The sequence below is a fragment of the Fictibacillus tiangongensis genome, from assembly GCF_048083785.1.
Classification (GTDB): Bacteria; Bacillota; Bacilli; order Bacillales; family Fictibacillaceae; genus Fictibacillus.
In genome coordinates this window covers 3,272,052-3,294,480 of sequence record NZ_CP182294.1, presented here as the reverse complement: position 1 = coordinate 3,294,480, position 22,429 = coordinate 3,272,052, and the positions used below count along the sequence as shown (strand labels likewise).

Sequence of the window (22,429 nt, the reverse complement as noted above, 5' to 3'; positions counted from 1 at the left end):
CCATGAAAAAAAATTGGTACAGTCTTCTAACTGCCTTTTGCTTGATTAGTGGTTGCAGTCCTTTAAATAAAGATGATGTAAGTATTTCTTCCAAAGATGTTGTTAGCACAAAGTTAAATATCCCTTGGCAGATAAGCAGCACCCCAAAACAAATGTGGATCAGTGAACGAACTGGGGGGCTTGTTTTAATAGGGGAAAATCAAAAAAAGACCTCTTATTCTCCAATATTTTCAGAAGCTTTAGCTGATGGCGGGGAAGGAGGTTTTCTTGGCTTTCTTTTAGATCGAAATTACGAGAGCAATAAATTAGCTTATGGATATTATACGTATGAAAAGGCGGGTCGTTTAGTAAATCGAGTGGTTGAGATGCGCTTTGAGAATGAAGAATGGAAAGAGAGCAGAATCCTTCTTGATGATATTCCTGGTGGCTACACACACAATGGTGGAAGGATGGAGTGGGGACCAGATCAGAAGCTTTACATCACAACCGGAGATAGCGGAGAAGAGGATCTCTCTCAAAGTTTAGAAAGCCTTGCTGGGAAAATTCTAAGAATTAATAAGGATGGTTCTGTTCCAGAAGATAATCCATTCTTTCCTTCTCCGATCTATACATACGGTCATCGTAATCCACAAGGAATGACATGGGATGAAAAAGGCACGATGTTTGCTGCGGAACATGGATCATCAAACTATGATGAGATCAATAAAATTCAGCAGGGAAAAAATTACGGATGGCCCATTATTCGTGGAGATGAAAAAGGCGATGGCTTAGAATCACCGTGGTTTCACTCTGGAAATGATACGTGGGCTCCGTCTGGCATCGACTATAAAAACGGGTATCTATATGTGGCAGCTCTTAGAGGAGAAAAAGTCATGAGGGTTAGTACTTCTTCGAAGAAGATAACCTCAATTGTTCCCAATCAAGGGCGGATTCGTGATATCCTTATTGATGATAACAAAATGTTTGTTGTAACGAACAACAAAGATGGAAGAGGGCAGCCATCAAGCGAAGACGATGTGCTGCTAAATGTATCACTAGAAAAAGTAATGGAGTAATACCATGAAAGAAATCACTCGGAAAAATTGGGAAACCGTTATCGAACAGTCGCTGCAAAATCCATATTTTTTGTATCTTGAAACTCCGCTTTGCGGAACTTGTAAGATGGGGAAGAAAATGTTTGAGGTTGCAGTCGAAACGATACGCGTTCAAAAAGGCGAAAATATAGCGGTAGGTGTTAGCAATATTAATGAAATGCCAGAGCTTGCTGCCAAATACGGGGTAACCAGCGTTCCATGTTTACTCATTCTTTCAAGAGGAATTGCTATCGATCGTATTTATGCGCTTCAATCTGCGGGAAATATCTATAAATCCATGTTAAAACTAGTTGAAAAGGAATATAAAGCGTGAAAAAAATGTGGGATCTACCCCACATTTTTTAATTTATCGCCTAATTCTACAAAAAAATATATTTTTCGGGGGTTAAATCTTAAGAAAAATATGGGAAATTAATGTCGGTGACACGCCCTTTTGTAACAATTAAGGGTGTGTTTTTTTATTTCAAAATAACGCTGATGACTTTGATAGAGGGGTTTTTAAGGGATACAGACAAATTTTCAGTTTGTTTTGTCAATTCAGTACTTTAACGATAACGTCACAAATGTTACGGGCGTTGTAATATTGTTATAGAACTGTATCCTACAAATGTCAAAAGTCATGGTATAAATGAATAGGAGAGCTTGTTTGCATGTTTGCTCCCTAGCTTATTGTGGTAAATAAGAATGATTTTATTTTTAAAATAAAAATATACGATTCACTAATAAACGAAACAAAATGCAAAGCAATTTTTAAACCGAGGTGATTGATAATCATGGCATCTTTAAATTTAAATGCAGTATTCCCGATTGCAAAAAAATAAATTATCTAGCAATAAATTAACAAGCATAGAAGATAAAGTTCTAACGATCCAAGAAAGAGACGATGAAAAACTTAGAAATGAACTTATTGGTGATTACCAACCCTTTATTAAAAAAGTAACTTCTAAAGTGTGCAGTCAATATATAGATCGTACGATGGACGAGTTTAGTGTAGGTCTTTTTGCTTTCAACGAAGCGATTGATCAATACCAAGAAGGCCAAGGCAGCCGTTTCTTGTCTTTTGCTGATATGGTGATTAGACGCAGAGTCATCGATTATATTCGTAAAGAAGTCCGTCAGAACAGACTGATCTTTCTACAACCAGATGAAGAAGATGAAGAAGGTCGTTTAGAAGAAAGTTATGCAGAGCAAAAAGCTGCAATGGATCATTTTGAAGACCAGATTCAAGTTGAGAATCGTGTTTATGAGATTGAAGAGTACCAAAAGTTATTAAAGACGTTCGGATTAAACTTTAAAGTTCTAAGTAAACACTGTCCAAAACATGTAGATGCACGTGAAAATGCAAAAGAGATTGCTCGTCTTTTAGCTGAGAATGAAGAACTTGCCGCGTTCTTAAAAGAAAAAAAGCAATTACCAATAAAAGATTTATTAAATATGGTATCCTGTAGTCGTAAAACCATAGAGAGAAATCGAAAGTATATAATAGCAGTTTCACTTATATATTTAGGCGATTTTCAAGCGCTGAAATCATACATTCAGCCATAAGGTGAGGTAAATAAGGTTACTTGGCAAGGGAATGGGATGTTCTCTTGCCTGTAATTTATACTGATCCTGCTACATGCGGGAGGGATACCATTGAAGAACGGCAGCGGCATCGTTATTGAAGTTCAGAATAAAAAAGCAACTCTTCTTATGAAGGACGGAACCTTCGTTACAGTAAGAGTACCATCAGGAAAAAGACCTCTTGTAGGAAATGAGTATCAGGCTTCTTATTTTTCAAACAAAAAAAGAAGTCTTTTTGTGCTGCCATCCATTTCGTTTTCAGTTGCAGTATTAATTGCCTTTCTTTTTCTTTCGGGTTTAATGCCTAATAGCAGTCATTCTGCTGCGGCTGCTTATGTTAGCTTTGATATCAATCCCAGCCTTGAGGTTGGGGTTGACGATGAAATGAGAGTCGTTGAAATGGATGCTTTTAACGATGAAGCAAAACAGATCATAAAGAAATATAATTTTTCTACAGACGATCGTATGCCGTTTGAAGTTTTTGCAGATCAACTGATCAAAGCCTATCAGACAGAAGGTTATATGGAAGAGAATCAATCCATGCTGATCACTACTGTTGCAGATAAAACAAGTGATAAGAAAACAAAGCAGGAACTAGATCATGCGCTGAATTCTATCGTTAAGAAAGCAGTCGTACAGTATCCTGTAGCCATTACTGTTTCTGAAACAAACGAAGAAGTTCGAGATAAAGCCAAACAATTAGGTGTTTCATCAGGTAAATATACAGCCTTCCAAGAAGCTACGAAGAACGATAAACACCTTAAAGAAGAAAGAATTAAAGAAGTGAAATTTCAAGAACTCAAAGTGAATGCGACTTCTTCTAAGGACATTAAATCCGTTCCACATCCTCGGAAAATAAAGGTTGCACCACATGAGGTCAAGGCTAAGCCTGTAGATCATCACGGGGAAAAATCAGATAAACGCAGCTCGGCTAATCCACCTCAAGAAAACTTTGTAAAGCCTAAAAAGCATTCGAATGAAAAACATAATAATGAAGAGCGAGAAAAAAGAAATAAGGTTATTAAGAAAAAAGAACATATGCAACAAAAAGAGCAAAGGGCAGAACCTAAAACGATAAAGGAACCTGTCAGGCCTCAAGAAAAGGATAAGAAATCTAAACCTCCAAAAGAACACAAAAAAGAAAACAAAATGAAAGATCAGAAGCACAATAGAGATCAGAACCACAACAGAGAAAAGAACGAATATGATCGTAAGCAAGATAATCAGAGACCCCAATGGAATAATGAAAAACATCATAAAGATGATCAAAAACATTCCAAGAATAAAGATGATGAGAAGCAAGAAAAGAAACATAAGCACTAATTATGAAATAACCTGTCGTAAAAGCGGTTACGATTTCTTGTAGCTGTCGAAGGGTTTATAAAGGTATATGAATATTCCTCTAGAATCGGTGAAGTAACAACCAATTCGGGGGGATTTTTAATGTTGGATATTCGTTACTTCGAAAGTCAAATCGCCAAAAGTCCATATCTTTCTCTTTATAATATTCCTGTTAAGCCTAGCTTTAAGTGTAAGGACGAGACCACGCTGAAAATTGAATATAGAGAAGGAGAGAGAAACAGAACAGTTACGTTTACAGGGAATCCGAAATATCTATCCATGCTCCTTGAAGGAAAAATGAAGCTGAGCACATTATTGAGACAAGAGATGATTGAGTTTCAAGGTACACTAAGACAACGCTTAAAATGGGAAGCCATTTTTTACTTGAGTTCCCACTGGGAAGAGATCTCTGCGGGCGTATTAGTTCGAACTGCTAAAAATATTTGACACGAATCGACAAGGATGATAATATTCTTCACAGTGATTCAAATATGCATCGCTTTAACTTAATAAAGTAACACTTTTTTACTTATCACGAGAGGTGGAGGGACTGGCCCTATGAAACCCGGCAACCGCTAGATCATTGCATTCTTATGAATGATGAACTAGAAAGGTGCCAATTCCTGCAAGGCTTTAAGTGGTCTTGGGAGATGAGGAGAACGTGCATAGAATATAATATGCCTTTCTGCTCATATTGAAGCAGAGAGGCATTTTTTGTTTGTCTATCCTAATGTAACTACAAGTTGATGTTTAGATAAGACATCATTGAGTAGTTGATTGGAGTGTAAGGTGCGAGACTCTTGGCTAGGACGATCAATCAGGTGAGACCCTTAAAGGCGCAAAGCGGCAAGGAGCTCACCGGTCGCCCCGAGGAAAGCGAGCATCCTGAAATGGAAATCAACAACTTTCAATAGCAACTTTGGTTGCGGGAAAAAGCATTATTTTATACAAGAAATGAGGTAAGAAACTTGATTAATTTACAGTCAGTCCGTAAAGTCTTTCAAACCAAAGATGGTGAAGTAAAGGCTGTTGATACGGTAGATTTAAACATACAGCAAGGAGAAATATACGGAATCATCGGTTACAGTGGTGCGGGTAAAAGCACACTGATTCGAATCCTTAACATGCTAGAGCGTCCGACTAGCGGTACGGTTACCATCGGCGGCAAAAACATGTCTGAACTGTCGCCGAAAAAATTAAGAGAAGCAAGACAAGAAATCTCAATGATCTTTCAGCACTTTAACTTGTTATGGTCTCGCACAGTTAGAGAAAACATTGCGTTTCCTCTTGAAATCGCAGGTTATCCAAAAGCTAAGATCAAACAACGCGTCGATGAGTTGATCGACCTTGTTGGATTGGAAGGTCGTGGTGGTTCCTATCCGTCACAGCTAAGTGGTGGGCAAAAGCAGCGTGTAGGTATTGCGCGTGCTCTCGCAAATGAGCCGAAAGTACTCTTATGTGATGAAGCAACTTCAGCACTTGATCCTAAAACAACCGACAGCATCCTTGATCTGCTGGTTGAGATCAATCAAAAATTAGGTCTGACAATTGTTCTTATTACACATGAGATGCACGTGATCAGAAAAATCTGTCACCGTGTTGCTGTAATGGAGCAGGGGAGAGTCGTAGAAGAAGGCGATGTCTTAAATGTCTTCAAAAATCCGAGAGAACCGATCACGAAGGATTTTGTGAAACAAGTAACAGAACCTGAAGAAACAGTGGATACGATTAAACAATTCATTTCTGAATTTCCTGAAGGACGTATCGTTCAGCTGACTTTTATCGGTGGACGAGCTGGTCAACCATTAATTACGGAACTGATCCGTAAGTATGAAGTGGATGTTAATATTCTTCAAGGAAAGATTACACAAACTCAGAATGGACCTTACGGGACGTTGTTTATTCAGATAAAAGGTACAGAATCTGCACTAGCTCGTGCTATGGAGTTTTTAAACAGTGTGCAGGTTGAAGTAGAGGTGATTCATAATGCTTAGTACATGGTTCCCAAACGTACAGTGGGACGTTCTATTAGAAGCGACAAAAGAAACATTGTATATGTCTGCTATCTCAGTAGTCATTACATTTTTTCTAGGGCTTGCCCTGGGTCTGGCGTTATTTTTAACGTCTCCTGGAAACCTGTGGGGAAATAAGTTCTTAAATAGTGTCATTGCCATAATCGTTAACGTATTTCGGTCGATTCCGTTTATTATCTTAATCATCTTATTGATTCCATTCACACGCTTGATCGTAGGAACGATGTTAGGTGCTGAAGCAGCTCTACCTGCTCTTATCGTAGGTGCTGCACCATTTTATGCACGTATGGTAGAGATCGCTTTGAGAGAGATTAATAAAGGGGTTATTGAAGCGGCCAAATCAATGGGTGCTACAAATGCTCAGATTATATTTAAAGTTTTAATTCCAGAAAGCACACCGGCTCTTGTTTCAGGAATCACTGTTACTGCTATCGCATTAGTAAGTTATACAGCAATGGCTGGAGTTGTTGGTGCTGGCGGTTTAGGAAACTTGGCTTACATGGAAGGTTACCAAAGAGACAACGCAGATGTTACGTTGATTTCAACAGCACTCATCTTAGTTATCGTCTTTGTCATCCAGTGGATCGGTGATCGAATTACAACTTCGTTAGATAAGAGATAATTGTTTTTAACAACAAGGAGGAAGTTCATATGAAAAAAGTATTATCTGTTCTTGTATTAACCGTTCTTGTTGCAGCACTTGCTGCTTGTGGGAACAAAACAGAAGGCGGAATCAGCGACGAGAAGATCGTAGTAGGCGCATCAAACGTACCACATGCTGAAATCCTGGAAGAAGCAAAGCCTCTTTTGAAAGAAAAAGGCATTGAACTTGAGATCAAAACGTTCCAAGATTATGTATTGCCGAACAAATCTTTAGATGAAAAAGAAATCGGTGCTAACTATTTTCAGCACGTACCATATCTAGAGTCTCAAATGAAAGATCATGGATACAAATTCGAGAACGCGGGTGGCATCCACCTTGAGCCGATCGGTATCTATTCAAAAAAATACAAATCACTTGATGAACTGCCTGAAGGTGCAACAATCATCATGTCTAACTCTGTAGCAGATCACGGCCGTATGCTTGGCTTACTTGAAAAAGAGGGCTTGATCAAAGTGAAAGAAGGTGCCGGAGCAGAGGCACAGATTAAAGATGTTGTTGAAAATCCTAAGAAGCTTAAATTTAAAGCAGACGTTGATGCAGGAATGCTTCCAAAAGCATATAAGAACGGTGAAGGCGATGCGGTTATGATCAACACAAACTACGCGATCGATGCTGGATTAAATCCTCAAAAAGATGCGATCGCTATAGAAGGATCTGACTCTCCATTCGTAAACATTATCGCAGTACGCGAAGGAGATAAAGACAAGAAATCTGTTAAAGCGCTAGTAGAAGCTCTTCGTTCTAAAGAGATTCAAGAATTCATCAAGAAGAAATATGAAGGTGCAGTAGTGCCAATAACGAAATAATTCTTTATAGAGAACTGACTTTAATGTTAAAGTCAGTTCTTTTTTAGTAAAATTGATTATAGTCCTTCAAACAAACTTATAGACCGTGCGATTCCATTTATATGCCCTTAAACTTTATTTAAAGGCCTACAAATATTTTTATAGTCCTCCAAAATAATTTATAGGCTTTTCGACAAAGAAAACTTACGAATGTTTATTACATAACCGGCTTCTGAATAACTCATACTAAACCTGTTTACTATTTTGACAGGAGTGAATGAAATGAAACAAGAAGAGCAGCCGCTACCAGGATCGAATTCAACGCAATATCACCTAATCCGCTATAAAGAAGGTTTAGGGAAATATAATGAGAACATGCCTGAACTTACCCATGCTTATAATGAATTTACCCGCCATTGTTTTAAAGAGGGCGAGATCTCAGAGAAGTATAAGCAGTTGATCGCGTTAGGCATCAGCATCTATTCGCAAGATGAGTACTGCATCATCTATCATACAAAGGGATGTTTAGATCAAGGGTGTTCAGAAAATGAAATTCTTGAGGCTATAGGAGTTTCTGCTGCTTTTGGTGGTGGAGCCGCTATGAGTCAAGGTGTGACCCTCGTTCAAGAGTGCATTAAAGAATTAAATAACCCTCGTCATTAATGAAATGTTTACTTTACACACTTTTCATGTTTTGAAATCATCCTAAAAGGTAATGGAAGTAATGTAGCGCATTTAGCAGGATAACATAGAACGTCACATCTGTTTTCAATAGGAATCAATATGCACGTGTATGCAGGGTGATTTCAATCGGATAACGGATTGAGCAAAATATGTGTTGCTGATACGCTAACATTAGTAAATAACTTTAACTTTGAAAGGATTGATTCATTATCCACCCCATTAAAGTAAAACATACGTCCGAGATGGAAAAAGCAATGCACCAGTCACATGGCTGTGGTTTTGCAGAGTATGAGAGGGATTTGGAAAAAAGGTTAGACATTGAGAAGGTCCGAGATAAGGAATACAAAAAAGGATTAGAAATAGCGGCAGATGCAAATAGAAACCATACGCCGTAACATATGAACTTAAAATTACAAAAGGCTGATTCATAAGGTGGTATACCGCCTCATGAGTCAGCCTTTTTTCAAATAAGCAGATTGTTGAACAGATATTATGACAACAATGGAAAAGTAAACAGCTCGTTCCCTTGAACATACATTTCATTTGTTATAAGATTAGAATGAGAATAAATTGAGAATGGCTATTTTGTGCCTTTTATCAAAATCTTGAGAATGATTTCTTAATGGAGGTTGTATTATGTCAGCACCTAATTTAAAGATTGAAGATCTTCGTGTGTCTATTGAAGATAAAGAGATTATTAAAGGTTTAGATCTCGAAATAAATGGTGGAGAAATCCATGCGATCATGGGACCTAACGGAACAGGAAAGTCTACTCTTTCTGCAGCGTTAATGGGACACCCGAAATATGAAGTAACTTCTGGTAAAGTTACGTTCAACGGAGAAGATCTTTTAGATATGGAAGTTGATGAGCGTGCGCAAGCTGGTCTTTTCTTAGCTATGCAGTACCCATCAGAAGTAAGCGGTATTACGAACGCTGATTTCTTACGTTCTGCTATCAATGCTAAGCGCGAAGAAGGCGACGAAATTTCTCTAATGAAATTTATCCGTGAGTTAGATAAAAAGATGGATCATCTTGAGATGGACAATGCGTTCGCTCACCGTTACTTAAACGAAGGATTCTCAGGTGGAGAAAAGAAGCGTAATGAGATCCTTCAAATGATGATGCTTGAGCCTAAATTAGCTATCCTTGATGAGATCGATTCAGGACTTGATATCGATGCTCTTAAAGTAGTTGCAAAAGGTGTTAACGAAATGCGCAACCCTGATTTCGGTTGCTTAATCATCACTCACTACCAGCGTTTATTGAATTACATCACTCCAGATAAGGTACACGTGATGATGCAAGGACGTATTGTGAAATCTGGCGGCCCTGAATTAGCTCAACGTCTAGAAGCTGAAGGGTACGACTGGATTAAAGAAGAGCTAGGAATAAAAGACGAAACTGTTGGTCAAGAAGCGTAAGCATTAAGGGGGACTATACATGTCAGTTGATACGAGCCTAAGATTTGATAAGGACTACGTAACCGGTTTTTCAAACAGCAGACAGGAACCCGCTTGGCTGCAGGAACTTCGTTTGCAAGCATTGGAAATGGCTCAAGAGCTTCCGATGCCTAAACCGGACAAAACTAAGATCGATAAATGGAACTTTACAGAATTTAAACATGAAGCAACTGGCACTCCTGTTGCGTTCAATGAACTTCCTGAAGATGTTAAGGCATTGATCGGTTCTGAAGAAGAAGCGAAAAATGTTCTTGTTATCCATAATGGAACACCAGTTTATTTTGCACTTGAAGAGTCTGTAAAGGGTCAAGGCGTTATTTATACAGACCTTCTAACAGCTGCAAAAGAGCATGAAGATCTAGTGAAAAAGTACTTTATGAAAGCTGTTGCGGTTGATGAGAACCGTTTACCAGCACTGCATGCAGCACTTTTCGTAAATGGGGCGTTCCTTTATGTTCCAAAGAACGTTGAACTTTCTGCTCCTATCCAAGCTGTTTATTATCAAGACGATGAAGCAGCGATCTTCAACCACGTTATCGTTGCTGCAGAAGATAATAGCTCAGTAACGTATGTAGAAAACTACTTATCAACGAACGATTCTACAGATTCAGTAGCAAACATCATTTCTGAAGTGTTTGCTGGAAGTGGTGCAAAAGTCGTTTACGGTGCTGTAGATAACCTTGCAAAAGGAATGACAACATATGTGAACCGCAGAGGCCGTGCTGAGAAAGATGCTCGCATCGAGTGGGCGCTTGGTCAGTTTAACGACGGAAATACGGTTTCTGACAACACCACTCACTTGATTGGTGATGGATCTTTTACAGATACAAAGACTGTTACAATCGGACGCGGTGATCAAAAGCAAAACTTCGTAGCGCAAATCTTTAACCACGGAAAACATTCTGAAGGTTATATCCTGACTCATGGGGTAATGAAAGATAATGCGAGCTCTATTTTTAACGGTATTACAAAAATTGAGCACGGTGCTACAAAGTCTCATGGTGAGCAAACAGAACGTGTACTCATGTTAAGTGAAAAAGCACGTGGAGATGCGAACCCGATTCTTTTGATCGACGAAGATGATGTTACAGCAGGTCATGCTGCTTCAGTAGGAAGAATCGATCCTCTTCAAATGTTCTATCTGATGAGCCGTGGTATTTCGAAAGCTGAAGCTGAACGTTTGATCATTCATGGATTCTTAGCACCAGTAGTTAGTCAGATGCCTTTAGAATCTGTTAAAAATCGTTTAGTCGAGGTTATTGAAAGGAAAGTGCGCTAATGAGTGCAAACGAATGGAGAAAGCTGTTTCCTATCCTGGATCAGGAAGTTAACGGCAAACCTCTCGTTTACCTTGACAGTGCAGCCACTTCACAAAAACCGATACAAGTTATTGAAGCTTTAGACAAGTATTATAAAGAGTACAACTCGAATGTTCACCGTGGTGTTCATACACTAGGAACTCGTGCTACAGATGGTTATGAAGGGGCACGTGAAAAGGTACGCCGTTTTATCGGTGCTAAATCCACTCAGGAGATTATCTTTACACGTGGTACAACAACAGCGATCAATACGGTAGCAAGAAGCTATGGTATGGCTAACCTTTCAGAAGGTGATGAGATTGTAATTACTCCGATGGAGCATCACAGTAACATTATTCCATGGCAGCAAGTGGCGAAAACCACTGGTGCAACGCTTAAGTACATTCCTTTACAGCCTGATGGCACGATTGATCTTGTGGATGTTGAAAATACAGTTACAGAGCATACTAAGATCGTCTCAGTTATGCAGGTATCGAACGTATTAGGAACGATCAACCCGATCAAAGAGATCGCAGCGATCGCACATAAGAACGGTGCTGTTATGGTAGTGGATGGCGCACAGAGCGCCCCTCACATGAAAGTAAACGTTCAAGATCTCGATTGTGATTTCTTTGCCTTTTCAGCACATAAAATGTGTGGACCTACAGGCATTGGCGCGCTCTATGGAAAAAAAGCACTCCTAAACAAGATGGATCCTGTTGAGTTCGGTGGAGAGATGATTGATTTTGTAGGACTGCAAGAATCAACGTGGAAAGAGCTGCCTTGGAAGTTTGAGGGTGGTACACCGATTATTGCAGGTGCGATCGGTCTAGGTGCTGCGATTGATTTCTTAGAGGACATCGGTCTAGATAACGTTTTAAAACATGAACATGTACTTGCTAATTATGCGATGGAGCGTCTTTCAGAGTTAGATGGTGTTACGATTTTTGGTCCTAAAGAACGAGCAGGACTTGTAACGTTCAACTTAGATGATGTTCATCCGCATGATGTAGCTACCGTTCTAGATTCTGAGGGAATTGCTGTTCGTGCAGGCCATCACTGTGCACAGCCGCTCATGAAATGGTTAGATGTTACAGCAACAGCGCGTGCTAGCTTCTACCTGTATAACACTGAAGATGACATCGATGCTTTTCTTAAAGGCTTAACAACAGCAAAGGAGTATTTCGGTCATGTCTTCTAATTTAGATCAGCTATACCGTCAGGTCATCATGGATCATTACAAAAACCCGCGCAATAAAGGGGTTATTGAGGATAATGCCCTGACGATTAATATGAACAACCCAACATGCGGCGATCGCATCCAGCTCACTTTAAAAGTAGAAGATGGAAAGATCGAATCGGCTAAGTTCGACGGTGAAGGGTGTTCGATCAGTTTAGCATCAGCTTCTATGATGACACAGGCTGTTAAAGGTCTTCCTGTCGAAGATGCTGTAAAGCTTGCAAAGATTTTTTATGATATGATGTTAGGGAACGACTATGATGATGAATCCTATGATCTGGGTGACATCGAAGCTCTTTCTGGCGTTTCCAAGTTTCCAGCTCGCATCAAATGTGCCACACTTGCGTGGAAGGCGATGGAGCAAGGAGTAGGAAAAGATGAGGAAGAGGAAGAATAAGTTCCTTTTGATAATGATTTAAAGAGTGCCAATCCAGTAAGGAGGGATTCTGTAATGGCTAAGAAAATGCCTGATATCGGCGAATATAAATATGGTTTTAGAGATAAAGACGTTTCCATTTTCAGATCGAAGCGTGGGTTAACAAAAGAGATCGTAGAAGAGATCTCTCGCATGAAGAACGAGCCGGAATGGATGCTTGAATTCCGTTTGAAGTCATTAGAGCAGTTCTATAAGATGCCGATGCCACAATGGGGCGGAGACATGAAGGACTTAAACTTTGATGATATTACGTATTATGTTAAGCCATCTGAGAAATCTGAGAAGTCTTGGGATGAAGTGCCTGCTGAAATTAAAGCGACTTTTGACAAGCTAGGAATTCCAGAAGCTGAACAAAAATACCTTGCAGGTGTTTCTGCACAGTACGAATCAGAGGTTGTTTACCACAACATGAAAGAAGACCTTTCTGACTTAGGAATTCTTTTCACAGATACGGATACAGCTTTAAAAGAGCACGAAGAGATCTTCCGTGAGCATTTCGGAACGATCATTCCGCCGACTGATAATAAGTTCTCAGCACTAAACTCTGCGGTATGGTCTGGTGGATCTTTCATTTACGTACCAAAAGGCGTTAAATGTGACACTCCACTTCAAGCATACTTCCGAATTAACTCTGAAAACATGGGTCAGTTCGAACGTACGCTGATCATTGCTGATGAAGATAGCTCTGTACACTACGTAGAAGGATGTACGGCTCCAGTTTATTCTACAAACTCACTTCATAGTGCGGTTGTAGAGATCATCGTTAAAAAGAACGCTTACTGCCGTTATACAACGATTCAAAACTGGGCAAACAACATCTACAACCTTGTTACAAAGCGTGCTGTAGCTGAAGAGAACGCAACGATGGAATGGGTAGATGGAAACATCGGATCTCGTCTGACGATGAAATATCCGGCCGTTATTATGAAAGGCCGCGGTGCGAAAGGTACGATCCTTTCTATCGCGATCGCTGGTAAAGGACAGCACCAAGATGCTGGAGCTAAAGTATTGCACTTAGCACCAGATTGTTCTTCAACAATCGTTTCGAAGTCGATCTCTAAGCACGGCGGTAAAGTAACATACCGTGGTATCGCTCACTTCGGACGTAAATCTGACGGATCTAAATCCAACATCAAGTGTGATACTCTGATCATGGATAACCAATCCACTTCAGATACGATCCCGTACAACGAGATCCTTAACAACAACATCACATTAGAGCATGAAGCGACTGTATCCAAAGTTTCTGAAGATCAGTTGTTCTATCTCATGAGCCGTGGTGTTTCTGAACAAGAAGCAACGGAAATGATCGTAATGGGCTTCATCGAGCCGTTTACGAAAGAACTTCCGATGGAATATGCAGTAGAGATGAACCGTCTGATCAAGTTTGAGATGGAAGGTTCAATCGGATAAATGATGAAAAGCCTTGGTATATAAGCAATATACCAAGGCTTTTTTATGTGTAAATTAATGTCGTGCCAACTTTGTGCCAACTCGAAATTTTTTTTGCTTTTTAAGTTTTAAAAAAGACCTGGATTATTTTATTTATACCAAGGTCTTTTACGTAGAGAATGGATCGTTTCTTTTTTGTGTGGTTTTATTTCTCTTTGTATAAACTGAGAATTTATTTAGTTCATCTGCTTCAATTTTGTCCGTAACATCTAAATAAATATCAGCTGTCGTCTTTATCGTTTGATGTCCGAGGCGCTGCGAAACATATTTAATACTTGCTCCAGCTTCAAGTAATAAAACAGCATGTGTATGCCTGAAAACATGTGTACCTTTGTAACTGACATTTGCTTTTGTGCAATACCCCTGAAATGTCTCACGTATTATAGAGGGTGTAAGATACCTTCCAAGAAAATTTTGGAATATAATTCCGTCGTTATTGCGTTTGAATTGAGTGTGTTGTAAAATCATCTGGTTTTGTAACAGCTTGAACTTTTTAAGTTCAGCTACTAAACTTTCATCAAGTTTAATTGTTCTATATGAGGATGAATTCTTAAGAGAAGTTATCATTGCGTTATTGTTATCATCACGGCTAGTTTGTCTTTCAATCGTTAATTTATCACCCTTAAGGTCAGTCCATTGTAAGGCGAGTGCTTCGCTTATTCTTAATCCGGTTTGGCTTAGTAAATAAATTAGCATAAAGTACAGACGATACTCCTGATACCTTTGATGCTGATAAGTTTCCATAAAGTCAAGTAATCGATGTAACTCACCTAAAGAATAATATTTAATATCTTTATGAATTTGTATTTTATCTTTAACTGGTATTTTCAATTTGTTCGTTGGATTTTTATCTAATATCTCCATATCGTGAACCGAATAATGGAATATGCTTTTGAGTACTGATAAATATTTTAATCGAGATCCATAGGAGTAAACCTCATGTCCGCTTTCATCTTTGAGCTCAGCATAATGATTCATCCATCTCTTAATCTCAGGTCTTTTAATTCGAATTAACTTTTTATTCCCGAAGTAAGGGAGTATGTGTATTCTTACGATGATTTCTAATTGTCGAAAAGTAGAATCTTTAACAGAGGATTTTTTATGATTATATAACCATTCATGTACAACGTCATCAAACATTAAATCCCTGTCATTTAGTGTGTGACCATAATAAATTTTTTCTTCTACAGCATTTGCCTCTATTTGGGCTTCTTTTTTGGTACGAAAAGTCCCAATACTCATTACTTTTCCATCTTTAAAAACACGTGCTTGCCACATGCCGCTGCTTAATTTTCGGAAATTAGCCATTCATGTATCTCCTTTATTCTATTTTTGCTCTGAACAAGACCTGATTAATAATAAAATTTGCTTTTAATAAGCAATTAATTTTTATGATTAATTCTCTATTTTTAATAACCCATCTGCAAAATATGTAGAGGATGAACCGCATCTGTGACAATAACGAGATGTCTTATGAAGTAATTCACCACAACCTCCATGGAAATCATGCCATTTAATATTCATGTGTGAATCTTCATAAGCATACCCAGAACACTTGTTTACTAAATAAACACCGCATTTATTGCAGTAATTTGAACCTGAAGGTAAATCTCCATTTTCGCAATTAGGGCACACATTATGAGTCTTGTTCAAATTTTGACTTGTTATAATTGCCGTATTCTTCAAATCACTACGGTAAATATTTTCTTCCTTTCTTAGATTATTGCTGTTGCAGCTTGGACAAAAGACTGCTTGAGCATTTGAAAAGAGATAATTACAGCTCATGCATCGTTGAGTATTCTTAATCTTAAAAATGAATTCTTGAAATAATTGGATAACAGGATGGCTTGGAGAATACTTGATACCAAATTGAGCACCTTGCTTTATAAACTTATATACATTTATAGAAGCCTCACTTGATATGTCGCATAAATTAGAAATGTCATTTGGGTCATTGATCTTTAGTTCGTTTAAGACTGGAGGAGGGGCTAATAGTTCTCTTGCGAAGCAGTTTGCTTCACTTTCAAATTCGTTGTATTCATCTTCTGTAAGTGAACTTCTAGCCAAGGAAGAATTATTGCTGATTTTGTTATGATTCATGACATAATGTCCAAGTTCATGGGCAAGAGTCCATCTTTTTCTGCCCTTACTAGGTATCTTATCGTTGTATAAAATCAAATACTCATCTAAGGATTCATAATATAAACAGCATCCTTCATGACTGTTTACGAGATTACAAACTTCTTTATGTGAAAATCCTCTCTTTTTTGCAAACCAAGAATAAGTTCTTATTTTGAGATTTGGGAAACTGTTCACGATTTGTTTCACCCGAACAGGCAACTCTTTTATAGTACTATTCTTTAAGACATTATCTGCAGATTTCTGTGCTTTAACGAAGTCGGCTTTATAGGTCGTCTTCTTCGTCAAATTCATCACCTTCTTCATTTTCAGTGTCTAGAAATGAAAGCTTTAACATTTTTATCATATTTTCAAATCTTTCTCTGTCCTTACCGGTAAGTTTGTTTCGTTGTCTTTGAATCTGTTTTAAATCATTGTCTTCTAATGAGAATTTTGAATAAGGATCATTTGTACTTCCCAGCAAATAGTCCGTTGTTACATTAAAGATTTCGGACATCTCCAGCAACGCACTACCAGGAGGTACTACTCTTCCGGCTTCATAATTTGCTACGTTTGATCTCTTCATATCCAATTTCTGTGCAAGCTCTTCCTGTGACAACTTATTATCCTGCCTACACTTTTTAATTCGTAATCCAATCACTTTTTTTCTTTCTTCATTCATAAGTATACCCCCAACTAAAAAAAGTTTATTTAAATGACGTTTTATATATTGACACGCTTTTAAATGACGTGTTAAGCTTTAAGTGTCATTTAAAAACACAAAATGAAATGAGGTGATATTTTGGAGAACGCTAATGTGCGCCGATTACGTTTTCGATCACTACGCCAAAAGCTTAATATTTCCCAACGCCAATTATCTATAGATCTTAATGTTAGCGAAAGCCATATTAGAAATATTGAAAGTGGCAGAGGTAATCCTGACGCAAAACTATTATTTAAGTTATCGAATTACTTAAATACAACTCCTGAGTATTTATTTCCGGATTTAGCTGACGTTAATGTTAAAAGGTTTGTTAAAGAATCGTATTGTCATTATTATAAACGTTCCATTTGATTACCTCAACAGGAGCTGACTTTTGAAAAGAGGAGGATTCTAAATGTCAAATCGTATTATGCAGTTAGAAAGATCCCCTAAGTTGTTAGAAGTACAAGTTGATGAGGAAGCAATCAAAGAAATGTATTACGATGCAATCGAAAAAAGAATGGAGAAGCTTGATACTGAGTTGGTGTATTGGGATACAAAAGAACTAAAAAGGCGAACATGTATGAGCTGGAATACCATTCTTAATAATTTCTTTTATGAGAATGAATTTCCAAAAATCAAAGTTGGTGGGAAGTGGTATTTTCCAGCAGCGGAAACGAAAAAATTCCTGAACAAGTGGTTATTACAATTAAGATAAATCATTTGAATAAGGAGTGATTCAAAATGGCTGAAGTGAAGTGGATCAAACTTAGTACGAACATGTTTGAGGATGAAAAGATCCGGTTGATTGAGAACATGCCTGAATCTGATATGCTTCTGATCATCTGGATAAAGCTTTTGTCTCAAGCCGGAAAAACAAACGCCAATGGTTACATCTACTTGAACGAAAACATTCCCTATACAGATGAAATGCTGGCTACCATTTTTAATCGTCCGCTGAATATTGTCAGACTTGCACTAAAGACATTTGAAGACTTTGGGATGATTGAAATCAGTCATGAAAACTTTATCGCTATCAGTAACTGGGAGAAGCATCAAAATGTCGAAGGGCTTGATAAGATTAGGCAGCAGACACGAAATCGTGTGGCTAAACATAGAGAAAAAAAGCAGCTTGAAGCAGGTAACGATACATGTAACGTTACAGTAACGCATAGTAACGCAACAGATATAGATAAAGAATTAGATATAGAAATAGATAAAGATATAAATATAGAAAATGCATTTAAGAACACGAAAGAAGAAAAGAATGAGAACAAAACTACAAAAGTGCATGAATACTTCCAAAAGCATATAGGAAAGGCATCTCAAAAAATTATAAATGAGATAAATGTTTGGACAAAAGTATTGAATGAAGAGCTAGTGATAGAGGCAATAAAAAGGTCTGTTGCTTGTGATAAAGCTTCGTGGACATATACAAGAGGCATACTTTCAAAATGGGTTAAAAGCTATGTTCAAAGTTTAGATGATGTGAAATCCCTGGATATTCAATTTGCAAGTCATCGAAAGGAGATTAATAATGGAAAGTCGTCTGAACCATATAATCGAATCTCTATGTCAAAAGCATTTTCAATTACCGGCGGAAAGGTTGGTCGCATCCGAAAGGCTAGATGATTATCATTGTACAAAATGTAAAGACAAAGAGATCATCTTTTATCGTGTACACAAAGATACAGAATGGCATTGGAACTCAGGTACACAATCTTGTGTTCCTGCCAGTAAAGTACCTGAGTCTGATTATTATCTTGGTAAAGTCTGTGGTCCTGATAATGCATGGGAATGGCATGATAGCTATTCTGAAAGGTGCAGCTGCATCAAACAAAAAAATGTTGAAAAACTTCTTCGGTCATCAGAAATCACAGATGAATTCAGTAATAACAGCTTTAGCAACTTTATCACAGAAGGAAAGGATCAATTGATAAAAGATGCTTATCAATGTACCCAGGAATATATCTTAGACTTTAGTGATATCCGGAGAATGAGAACAAACAGTATTGCCTTGCTCGGACAACCAGGTGCGGGTAAAACGCATCTTCTGACTGCTATAGCTAATCATTTAATCAAGAAGATGCAAATATCTGTTCTATATTTTCCATATGTTGAAGGCTTTGATGATCTAAAAGACGATTTTGAAAAGCTAGAAGAAAAGATGGTTCGGATGAAAAAGGTAGACGTACTCTTCATTGATGATCTATTCAAACCAGTAGGGCAACTAAGACGACCAAGAGCAACGGAATGGCAGATTGAAAAAATGTATGCTCTTATCAACTACCGCTACTTAAACCATCTGCCAGTATTAATTTCATCCGAATTAACAGTGGATGAAATAGAAGCAGTGGACGAAGCGTTAGGATCGCGACTCTATGAGATGTGCAGGAACTATATGGTCATCATCAAAGGGGATAAGAAGATTTTGAACCGGAGACTAAGCTAGGAAACAAATGTGTGTATTTCATTTATTTTTATAATTAAATAATTTATAAAAATGTTTACTTGTTTTTTAATACATTACAGGTTTGTGCTAAAATTCCTCTCCAAAGGTCATTAAAAATGTGTTTAAAATGTGCGAAATCAGCCTGATTTTCATTTTAAAGGTGAAGGACGTCCGTATCCATTGACTAGTAAGGAAAATCCACCTTGTTTTTCCAGGCTATCGCCGTGGAAATCCCGTGACCTCACACCACCAACATCATGTGTTGTGAGGTCACGGGAGCACAAGGTGGAAAGACAGATGTATAAATAGAGCGGACGTCCTATTGTTGTATATATTTGACTGTGATATTATTCCAGTATAATTTAGGGATTTAATAGATTTTAAAGAGAAGTGATTTTTGAGTAGAGGAGGTGGGTAAGTTCAAGGTCAAGAGATTTAAAAGAAGCTAATGATTTTTAGTTGTTGATCAATTGTCGATTTGGTTAAAGATTGAAGGGAGGATTTCTTTGGAGAGGAAATGATGCCTATGAATCTGTTAGCCGAAAAACAAGAAGAAGTACTGCAAGTTATCAATCGCTTTGGAGTCATTACGACAACTCAGCTCTCAGCTTTTCTAAAGGGTAATATTTCACATGTCACGGTCTATCAAACGAAGCGCAAATTGCTATCATTAGGTTTTTTGACTGAAGAGAAGATCGGTTATCAATTGATCTTAGCCATGCGCCCAAGCGGTGTCGAATATCTCGGAAGTTCATTAACGCGGTTTACAAAATTTAACTACTCTACCCTTAATCATCAACTCGTCATGATCGATTGTATCCTAGCACTTAAAAATATTGCTGAGAAAACAGGCCAGCCATTTGAGTTCATCACAGAGCGTGAACTTAGGAGTGAGTATATCGAGCAGAACTTTACTAAAGCAGACCGAAGAAACACAACATTGTTAAAGAGAATCGCGGATCGCATTCCGGATTTTGTACTTCTGGAGAATGGTGAAAGGATCGCATGTGAAGTAGAACTCACCCGAAAATCTTCAAAGCGCTACATCGAAAAAATGAATCGTTACCGAAATGAGATTCTTAACGGTCAGTATAACCAAGTCAGGTATCTGTGTGAGAATGAGTGTATCCGTGATACCGTCATCTCTTATGCGCAACAGACAGGAATAGTCAGCGATATGTTGCAGCTGGAGTTGATAAGGAGGTTATTGCACTTTGCCGAAAAGCAATGAAGACTTAGGAAAAGAATTCGGATTAGGCATTGCGATGTTGATAGGTGTTTTTGCTTTTTTTCCTTTATTAGTTTTTTCTCTACCTTTCTTTATCTTATTTCGTATCGTAAAACAAAACAGGATTCACCTTTCATGCGCTGTGTTAGGATTGATCAGTTTTTGTTTTATCGTCTACACTAATCCTTATAGTTATTTAGGTTTGTATGGCGTTCTGCCTTTTGATGTTACATGGTTAGAGCGAATCGTAAAACAGAAGATGGAGTTTACAAATACTTCTTTGTTTTTGTATATGTCAGGGGGATTATTCGTTTCATATGGCTGGTCACTGATGACGGATTACCACCGTTCAAAACGAGTAAAATCAACAGAGGAAAAACGGGATACATTTAAATCGTCTTCACACTATCAAAAAGTGAAAAAGAACCGGTTCCAACTGACACTAAAAGCGCAAAAGAAATGGAGGAACCAGAAGGAACAAGATCAGCTGCTTCTTGGAATAACCGAAAATGGGAAGCCATACTACATGGATTTTAAAGAGATCAATCAACATATGTTTATTCCTGCCACAACAGGAGGTGGGAAGACAATTTTACTTTTAAATTTTGTAGAGTACGCACTGATAAAGAACCTGCCCTTTATCTTTATCGATGGGAAGGGATCATCTGAAAGTATTGAAGAAGTGGAAACTTTATGTAAACGATACGACAGAAATTTGAAAGTGTTTTCTGATAAAGGGAAATTAACATACAATCCTTTGAAGTATGGAGGACCAACCGTTATTAAAGATAAACTGGAGCAGTTAATTGAAACAGAGAGTGATTATTATTCTTCCATTTCAACGTCTCTCGTTCAGGCTCTTATTCAGTTTATCGATGATTATGAATTTACCCGGGACTTATGGACGTTTGCAAAATATTTAGATCCAAATGAAATTCTTGAAGTATTAAATCAAGATGTTATCGAAGTGGAAGAAGAAGAACAAGCAGAAATGGCAGTGGTAAGCACTTCCTATTCTTCATTTTTGCCAACTAAAGATACGAAGAAGCCAGAGGGGAAAGCTCCAAAACAAAAAGTAAAACCAGTAAGAAGCAAACGGGCTGAAAAAAATTATGAACGTTTGTTTAAACGGTACCGTCATGAAGAGGCAGGAGAGAATCATTTATTCAAAAATGCTTCATCCGTTCGTACGCAGATCTATCTCTTGTTAGACAGTGAGTTAGGTCATCTTTTTGAAGAGACCGATAATAGTCTGGATCTAATCCGAATCAGTGAAGAGAAGGAAGCATTATTTGTCAGTTTTGATGGATTGATCTATGACAAGTTTATCAAAGTCATCGCACGTTTTTTAATACTAGATATTAACTATCTGGTTTCATATCGGAACCGTAATCAATTAAAAGATCAACCCATCCTCGCAATCTATGATGAGTTTTCAGTCTATGCAAATGATAAAATTGTAGATACCGTAAACAAATCACGTTCTGCCGGTTTTCATTGCATCATCGCGACTCAAACGCTAGCCGATCTTGAAAAGAATGATCCGTACCTTGCCAAGCAAGTTGTAGGGAATACGAATACGTATGCCATCGGCCAGACCAACAATCCAGATGAAGTTGATTCCTGGGCAAACACACTTGGCACATTCAAAGATATCGATCTGACGATCACAACTGAAAAACAAGAAGGTCGTTTAAAACGAGTTGATTTAAAAGCCGACAAAGGTACACTGCGGCATGTTCAAAAATTTAAGATATCCCCCGACGAAATAAGAGATTTACGTCAAGGACAATTTATTTTTGCTAGAAAGGCATCAAGAGAATCAGTTCACCCAGAAATCATTTATGTCCGCCATCCGTTGGCAGAAGGTTGAAGGG

At 38.0% G+C, this 22,429-nt stretch carries 24 protein-coding genes and 1 riboswitch; of the genes, 21 read left to right on the top strand and 3 right to left on the bottom strand.

Features of this window, described 5'->3' with window-relative positions; all coding sequences use genetic code 11:
- Window positions 1-2 precede the first annotated feature (2 nt).
- The 15 genes from ACNJYY_RS17575 (at window position 3) to sufB (ending at window position 14,012) form a co-directional block, all read left to right on the top strand.
- Window positions 3-1,055: a PQQ-dependent sugar dehydrogenase gene (locus tag ACNJYY_RS17575; protein ID WP_416729434.1), complete on the top strand. Its 1,053-nt coding sequence runs from the start codon at window positions 3-5 to the stop codon at window positions 1,053-1,055.
- Between the two features lie 4 nt (window positions 1,056-1,059).
- Window positions 1,060-1,407 carry a thioredoxin family protein gene (locus tag ACNJYY_RS17570; protein ID WP_416729433.1) on the top strand — a complete coding sequence of 116 codons (348 nt, stop codon included), beginning with the start codon at window positions 1,060-1,062 and terminating at the stop codon, window positions 1,405-1,407.
- A 494-nt stretch (window positions 1,408-1,901) separates the two neighbouring features.
- Window positions 1,902-2,639: an RNA polymerase sigma-I factor gene (gene sigI, locus ACNJYY_RS17565; RefSeq protein WP_416729432.1), complete on the top strand. Its 738-nt coding sequence runs from the start codon at window positions 1,902-1,904 to the stop codon at window positions 2,637-2,639.
- A gap of 90 nt (window positions 2,640-2,729) precedes the next feature.
- Window positions 2,730-3,980, top strand: a complete 1,251-nt coding sequence (locus ACNJYY_RS17560; RefSeq protein ID WP_416729431.1) for a hypothetical protein — start codon at window positions 2,730-2,732, stop codon at window positions 3,978-3,980.
- Between the two features lie 120 nt (window positions 3,981-4,100).
- Complete coding sequence (locus ACNJYY_RS17555) at window positions 4,101-4,445, top strand: hypothetical protein (protein WP_197221977.1); 345 nt, start codon at window positions 4,101-4,103, stop codon at window positions 4,443-4,445.
- A 79-nt stretch (window positions 4,446-4,524) separates the two neighbouring features.
- Window positions 4,525-4,655, top strand: a riboswitch (SAM riboswitch).
- Window positions 4,656-4,966: 311 nt separating this feature from the next.
- The gene (locus ACNJYY_RS17550) at window positions 4,967-5,992 is read left to right on the top strand and encodes a methionine ABC transporter ATP-binding protein (protein ID WP_416729430.1); all 1,026 of its coding nucleotides are present in this window, start codon (window positions 4,967-4,969) and stop codon (window positions 5,990-5,992) included.
- Complete coding sequence (locus ACNJYY_RS17545; protein WP_137791770.1) at window positions 5,985-6,653, top strand: methionine ABC transporter permease; 669 nt, start codon at window positions 5,985-5,987, stop codon at window positions 6,651-6,653. Before ACNJYY_RS17550 ends, ACNJYY_RS17545 begins: the two co-directional genes overlap by 8 nt.
- 29 nt (window positions 6,654-6,682) lie before the next feature.
- Window positions 6,683-7,501, top strand: a complete 819-nt coding sequence (locus tag ACNJYY_RS17540) for a MetQ/NlpA family ABC transporter substrate-binding protein (protein WP_416729429.1) — start codon at window positions 6,683-6,685, stop codon at window positions 7,499-7,501.
- A gap of 261 nt (window positions 7,502-7,762) precedes the next feature.
- Window positions 7,763-8,143 (top strand): carboxymuconolactone decarboxylase family protein, encoded by a 381-nt coding sequence (locus tag ACNJYY_RS17535; RefSeq protein WP_416729428.1) that lies wholly within the window; start codon window positions 7,763-7,765, stop codon window positions 8,141-8,143.
- A 275-nt stretch (window positions 8,144-8,418) separates the two neighbouring features.
- On the top strand, window positions 8,419-8,559 hold the full coding sequence (locus tag ACNJYY_RS17530) for a hypothetical protein (protein ID WP_416729427.1): 141 nt from the start codon (window positions 8,419-8,421) through the stop codon (window positions 8,557-8,559).
- A 241-nt stretch (window positions 8,560-8,800) separates the two neighbouring features.
- The gene (sufC, locus tag ACNJYY_RS17525; RefSeq protein ID WP_137791773.1) at window positions 8,801-9,586 is read left to right on the top strand and encodes a Fe-S cluster assembly ATPase SufC; all 786 of its coding nucleotides are present in this window, start codon (window positions 8,801-8,803) and stop codon (window positions 9,584-9,586) included.
- 19 nt (window positions 9,587-9,605) lie between these two features.
- The gene (sufD, locus tag ACNJYY_RS17520; protein ID WP_416729426.1) at window positions 9,606-10,904 is read left to right on the top strand and encodes a Fe-S cluster assembly protein SufD; all 1,299 of its coding nucleotides are present in this window, start codon (window positions 9,606-9,608) and stop codon (window positions 10,902-10,904) included.
- Complete coding sequence (locus ACNJYY_RS17515; RefSeq protein WP_416729425.1) at window positions 10,904-12,124, top strand: cysteine desulfurase; 1,221 nt, start codon at window positions 10,904-10,906, stop codon at window positions 12,122-12,124. The genes sufD and ACNJYY_RS17515 overlap by 1 nt, the downstream gene beginning before the upstream one ends.
- Window positions 12,114-12,560, top strand: a complete 447-nt coding sequence (sufU, locus tag ACNJYY_RS17510) for a Fe-S cluster assembly sulfur transfer protein SufU (RefSeq protein ID WP_066397334.1) — start codon at window positions 12,114-12,116, stop codon at window positions 12,558-12,560. Before ACNJYY_RS17515 ends, sufU begins: the two co-directional genes overlap by 11 nt.
- A 54-nt stretch (window positions 12,561-12,614) precedes the next feature.
- Entirely contained in the window at window positions 12,615-14,012 is a 1,398-nt protein-coding gene (gene sufB / locus ACNJYY_RS17505; RefSeq protein ID WP_137791777.1) for a Fe-S cluster assembly protein SufB, read from the top strand.
- Window positions 14,013-14,159: 147 nt separating this feature from the next.
- On the opposite strand, the gene ACNJYY_RS17500 is transcribed toward sufB, so the two are convergent.
- The 3 genes from ACNJYY_RS17500 to ACNJYY_RS17490 all read right to left on the bottom strand — a co-directional run bounded on the left by ACNJYY_RS17500 (window position 14,160) and on the right by ACNJYY_RS17490 (window position 16,851).
- The gene (locus ACNJYY_RS17500; protein ID WP_197129604.1) at window positions 14,160-15,359 is read right to left on the bottom strand and encodes a tyrosine-type recombinase/integrase; all 1,200 of its coding nucleotides are present in this window, start codon (window positions 15,357-15,359) and stop codon (window positions 14,160-14,162) included.
- Between the two features lie 87 nt (window positions 15,360-15,446).
- Window positions 15,447-16,478 carry an ImmA/IrrE family metallo-endopeptidase gene (locus tag ACNJYY_RS17495; RefSeq protein WP_197129619.1) on the bottom strand — a complete coding sequence of 344 codons (1,032 nt, stop codon included), beginning with the start codon at window positions 16,476-16,478 and terminating at the stop codon, window positions 15,447-15,449.
- The gene (locus ACNJYY_RS17490; protein ID WP_197129622.1) at window positions 16,456-16,851 is read right to left on the bottom strand and encodes a helix-turn-helix domain-containing protein; all 396 of its coding nucleotides are present in this window, start codon (window positions 16,849-16,851) and stop codon (window positions 16,456-16,458) included. The genes ACNJYY_RS17495 and ACNJYY_RS17490 overlap by 23 nt, the downstream gene beginning before the upstream one ends.
- A gap of 135 nt (window positions 16,852-16,986) precedes the next feature.
- Between ACNJYY_RS17490 and ACNJYY_RS17485 the strand changes: the two genes are divergently transcribed.
- From ACNJYY_RS17485 to ACNJYY_RS17460, 6 genes are all read left to right on the top strand, one after another.
- Window positions 16,987-17,244 carry a helix-turn-helix domain-containing protein gene (locus ACNJYY_RS17485; protein ID WP_312035278.1) on the top strand — a complete coding sequence of 86 codons (258 nt, stop codon included), beginning with the start codon at window positions 16,987-16,989 and terminating at the stop codon, window positions 17,242-17,244.
- 82 nt (window positions 17,245-17,326) lie between these two features.
- Entirely contained in the window at window positions 17,327-17,590 is a 264-nt protein-coding gene (locus ACNJYY_RS17480) for a group-specific protein (RefSeq protein WP_197130003.1), read from the top strand.
- A gap of 26 nt (window positions 17,591-17,616) precedes the next feature.
- Window positions 17,617-18,504, top strand: a complete 888-nt coding sequence (locus ACNJYY_RS17475) for a phage replisome organizer N-terminal domain-containing protein (protein WP_197129628.1) — start codon at window positions 17,617-17,619, stop codon at window positions 18,502-18,504.
- Window positions 18,410-19,324 carry an ATP-binding protein gene (locus ACNJYY_RS17470; RefSeq protein WP_197129631.1) on the top strand — a complete coding sequence of 305 codons (915 nt, stop codon included), beginning with the start codon at window positions 18,410-18,412 and terminating at the stop codon, window positions 19,322-19,324. The genes ACNJYY_RS17475 and ACNJYY_RS17470 overlap by 95 nt, the downstream gene beginning before the upstream one ends.
- A 517-nt stretch (window positions 19,325-19,841) precedes the next feature.
- Window positions 19,842-20,555: a hypothetical protein gene (locus ACNJYY_RS17465; RefSeq protein ID WP_231607358.1), complete on the top strand. Its 714-nt coding sequence runs from the start codon at window positions 19,842-19,844 to the stop codon at window positions 20,553-20,555.
- Complete coding sequence (locus ACNJYY_RS17460; RefSeq protein ID WP_197129634.1) at window positions 20,539-22,425, top strand: type IV secretory system conjugative DNA transfer family protein; 1,887 nt, start codon at window positions 20,539-20,541, stop codon at window positions 22,423-22,425. The genes ACNJYY_RS17465 and ACNJYY_RS17460 overlap by 17 nt, the downstream gene beginning before the upstream one ends.
- Window positions 22,426-22,429 lie beyond the last annotated feature (4 nt).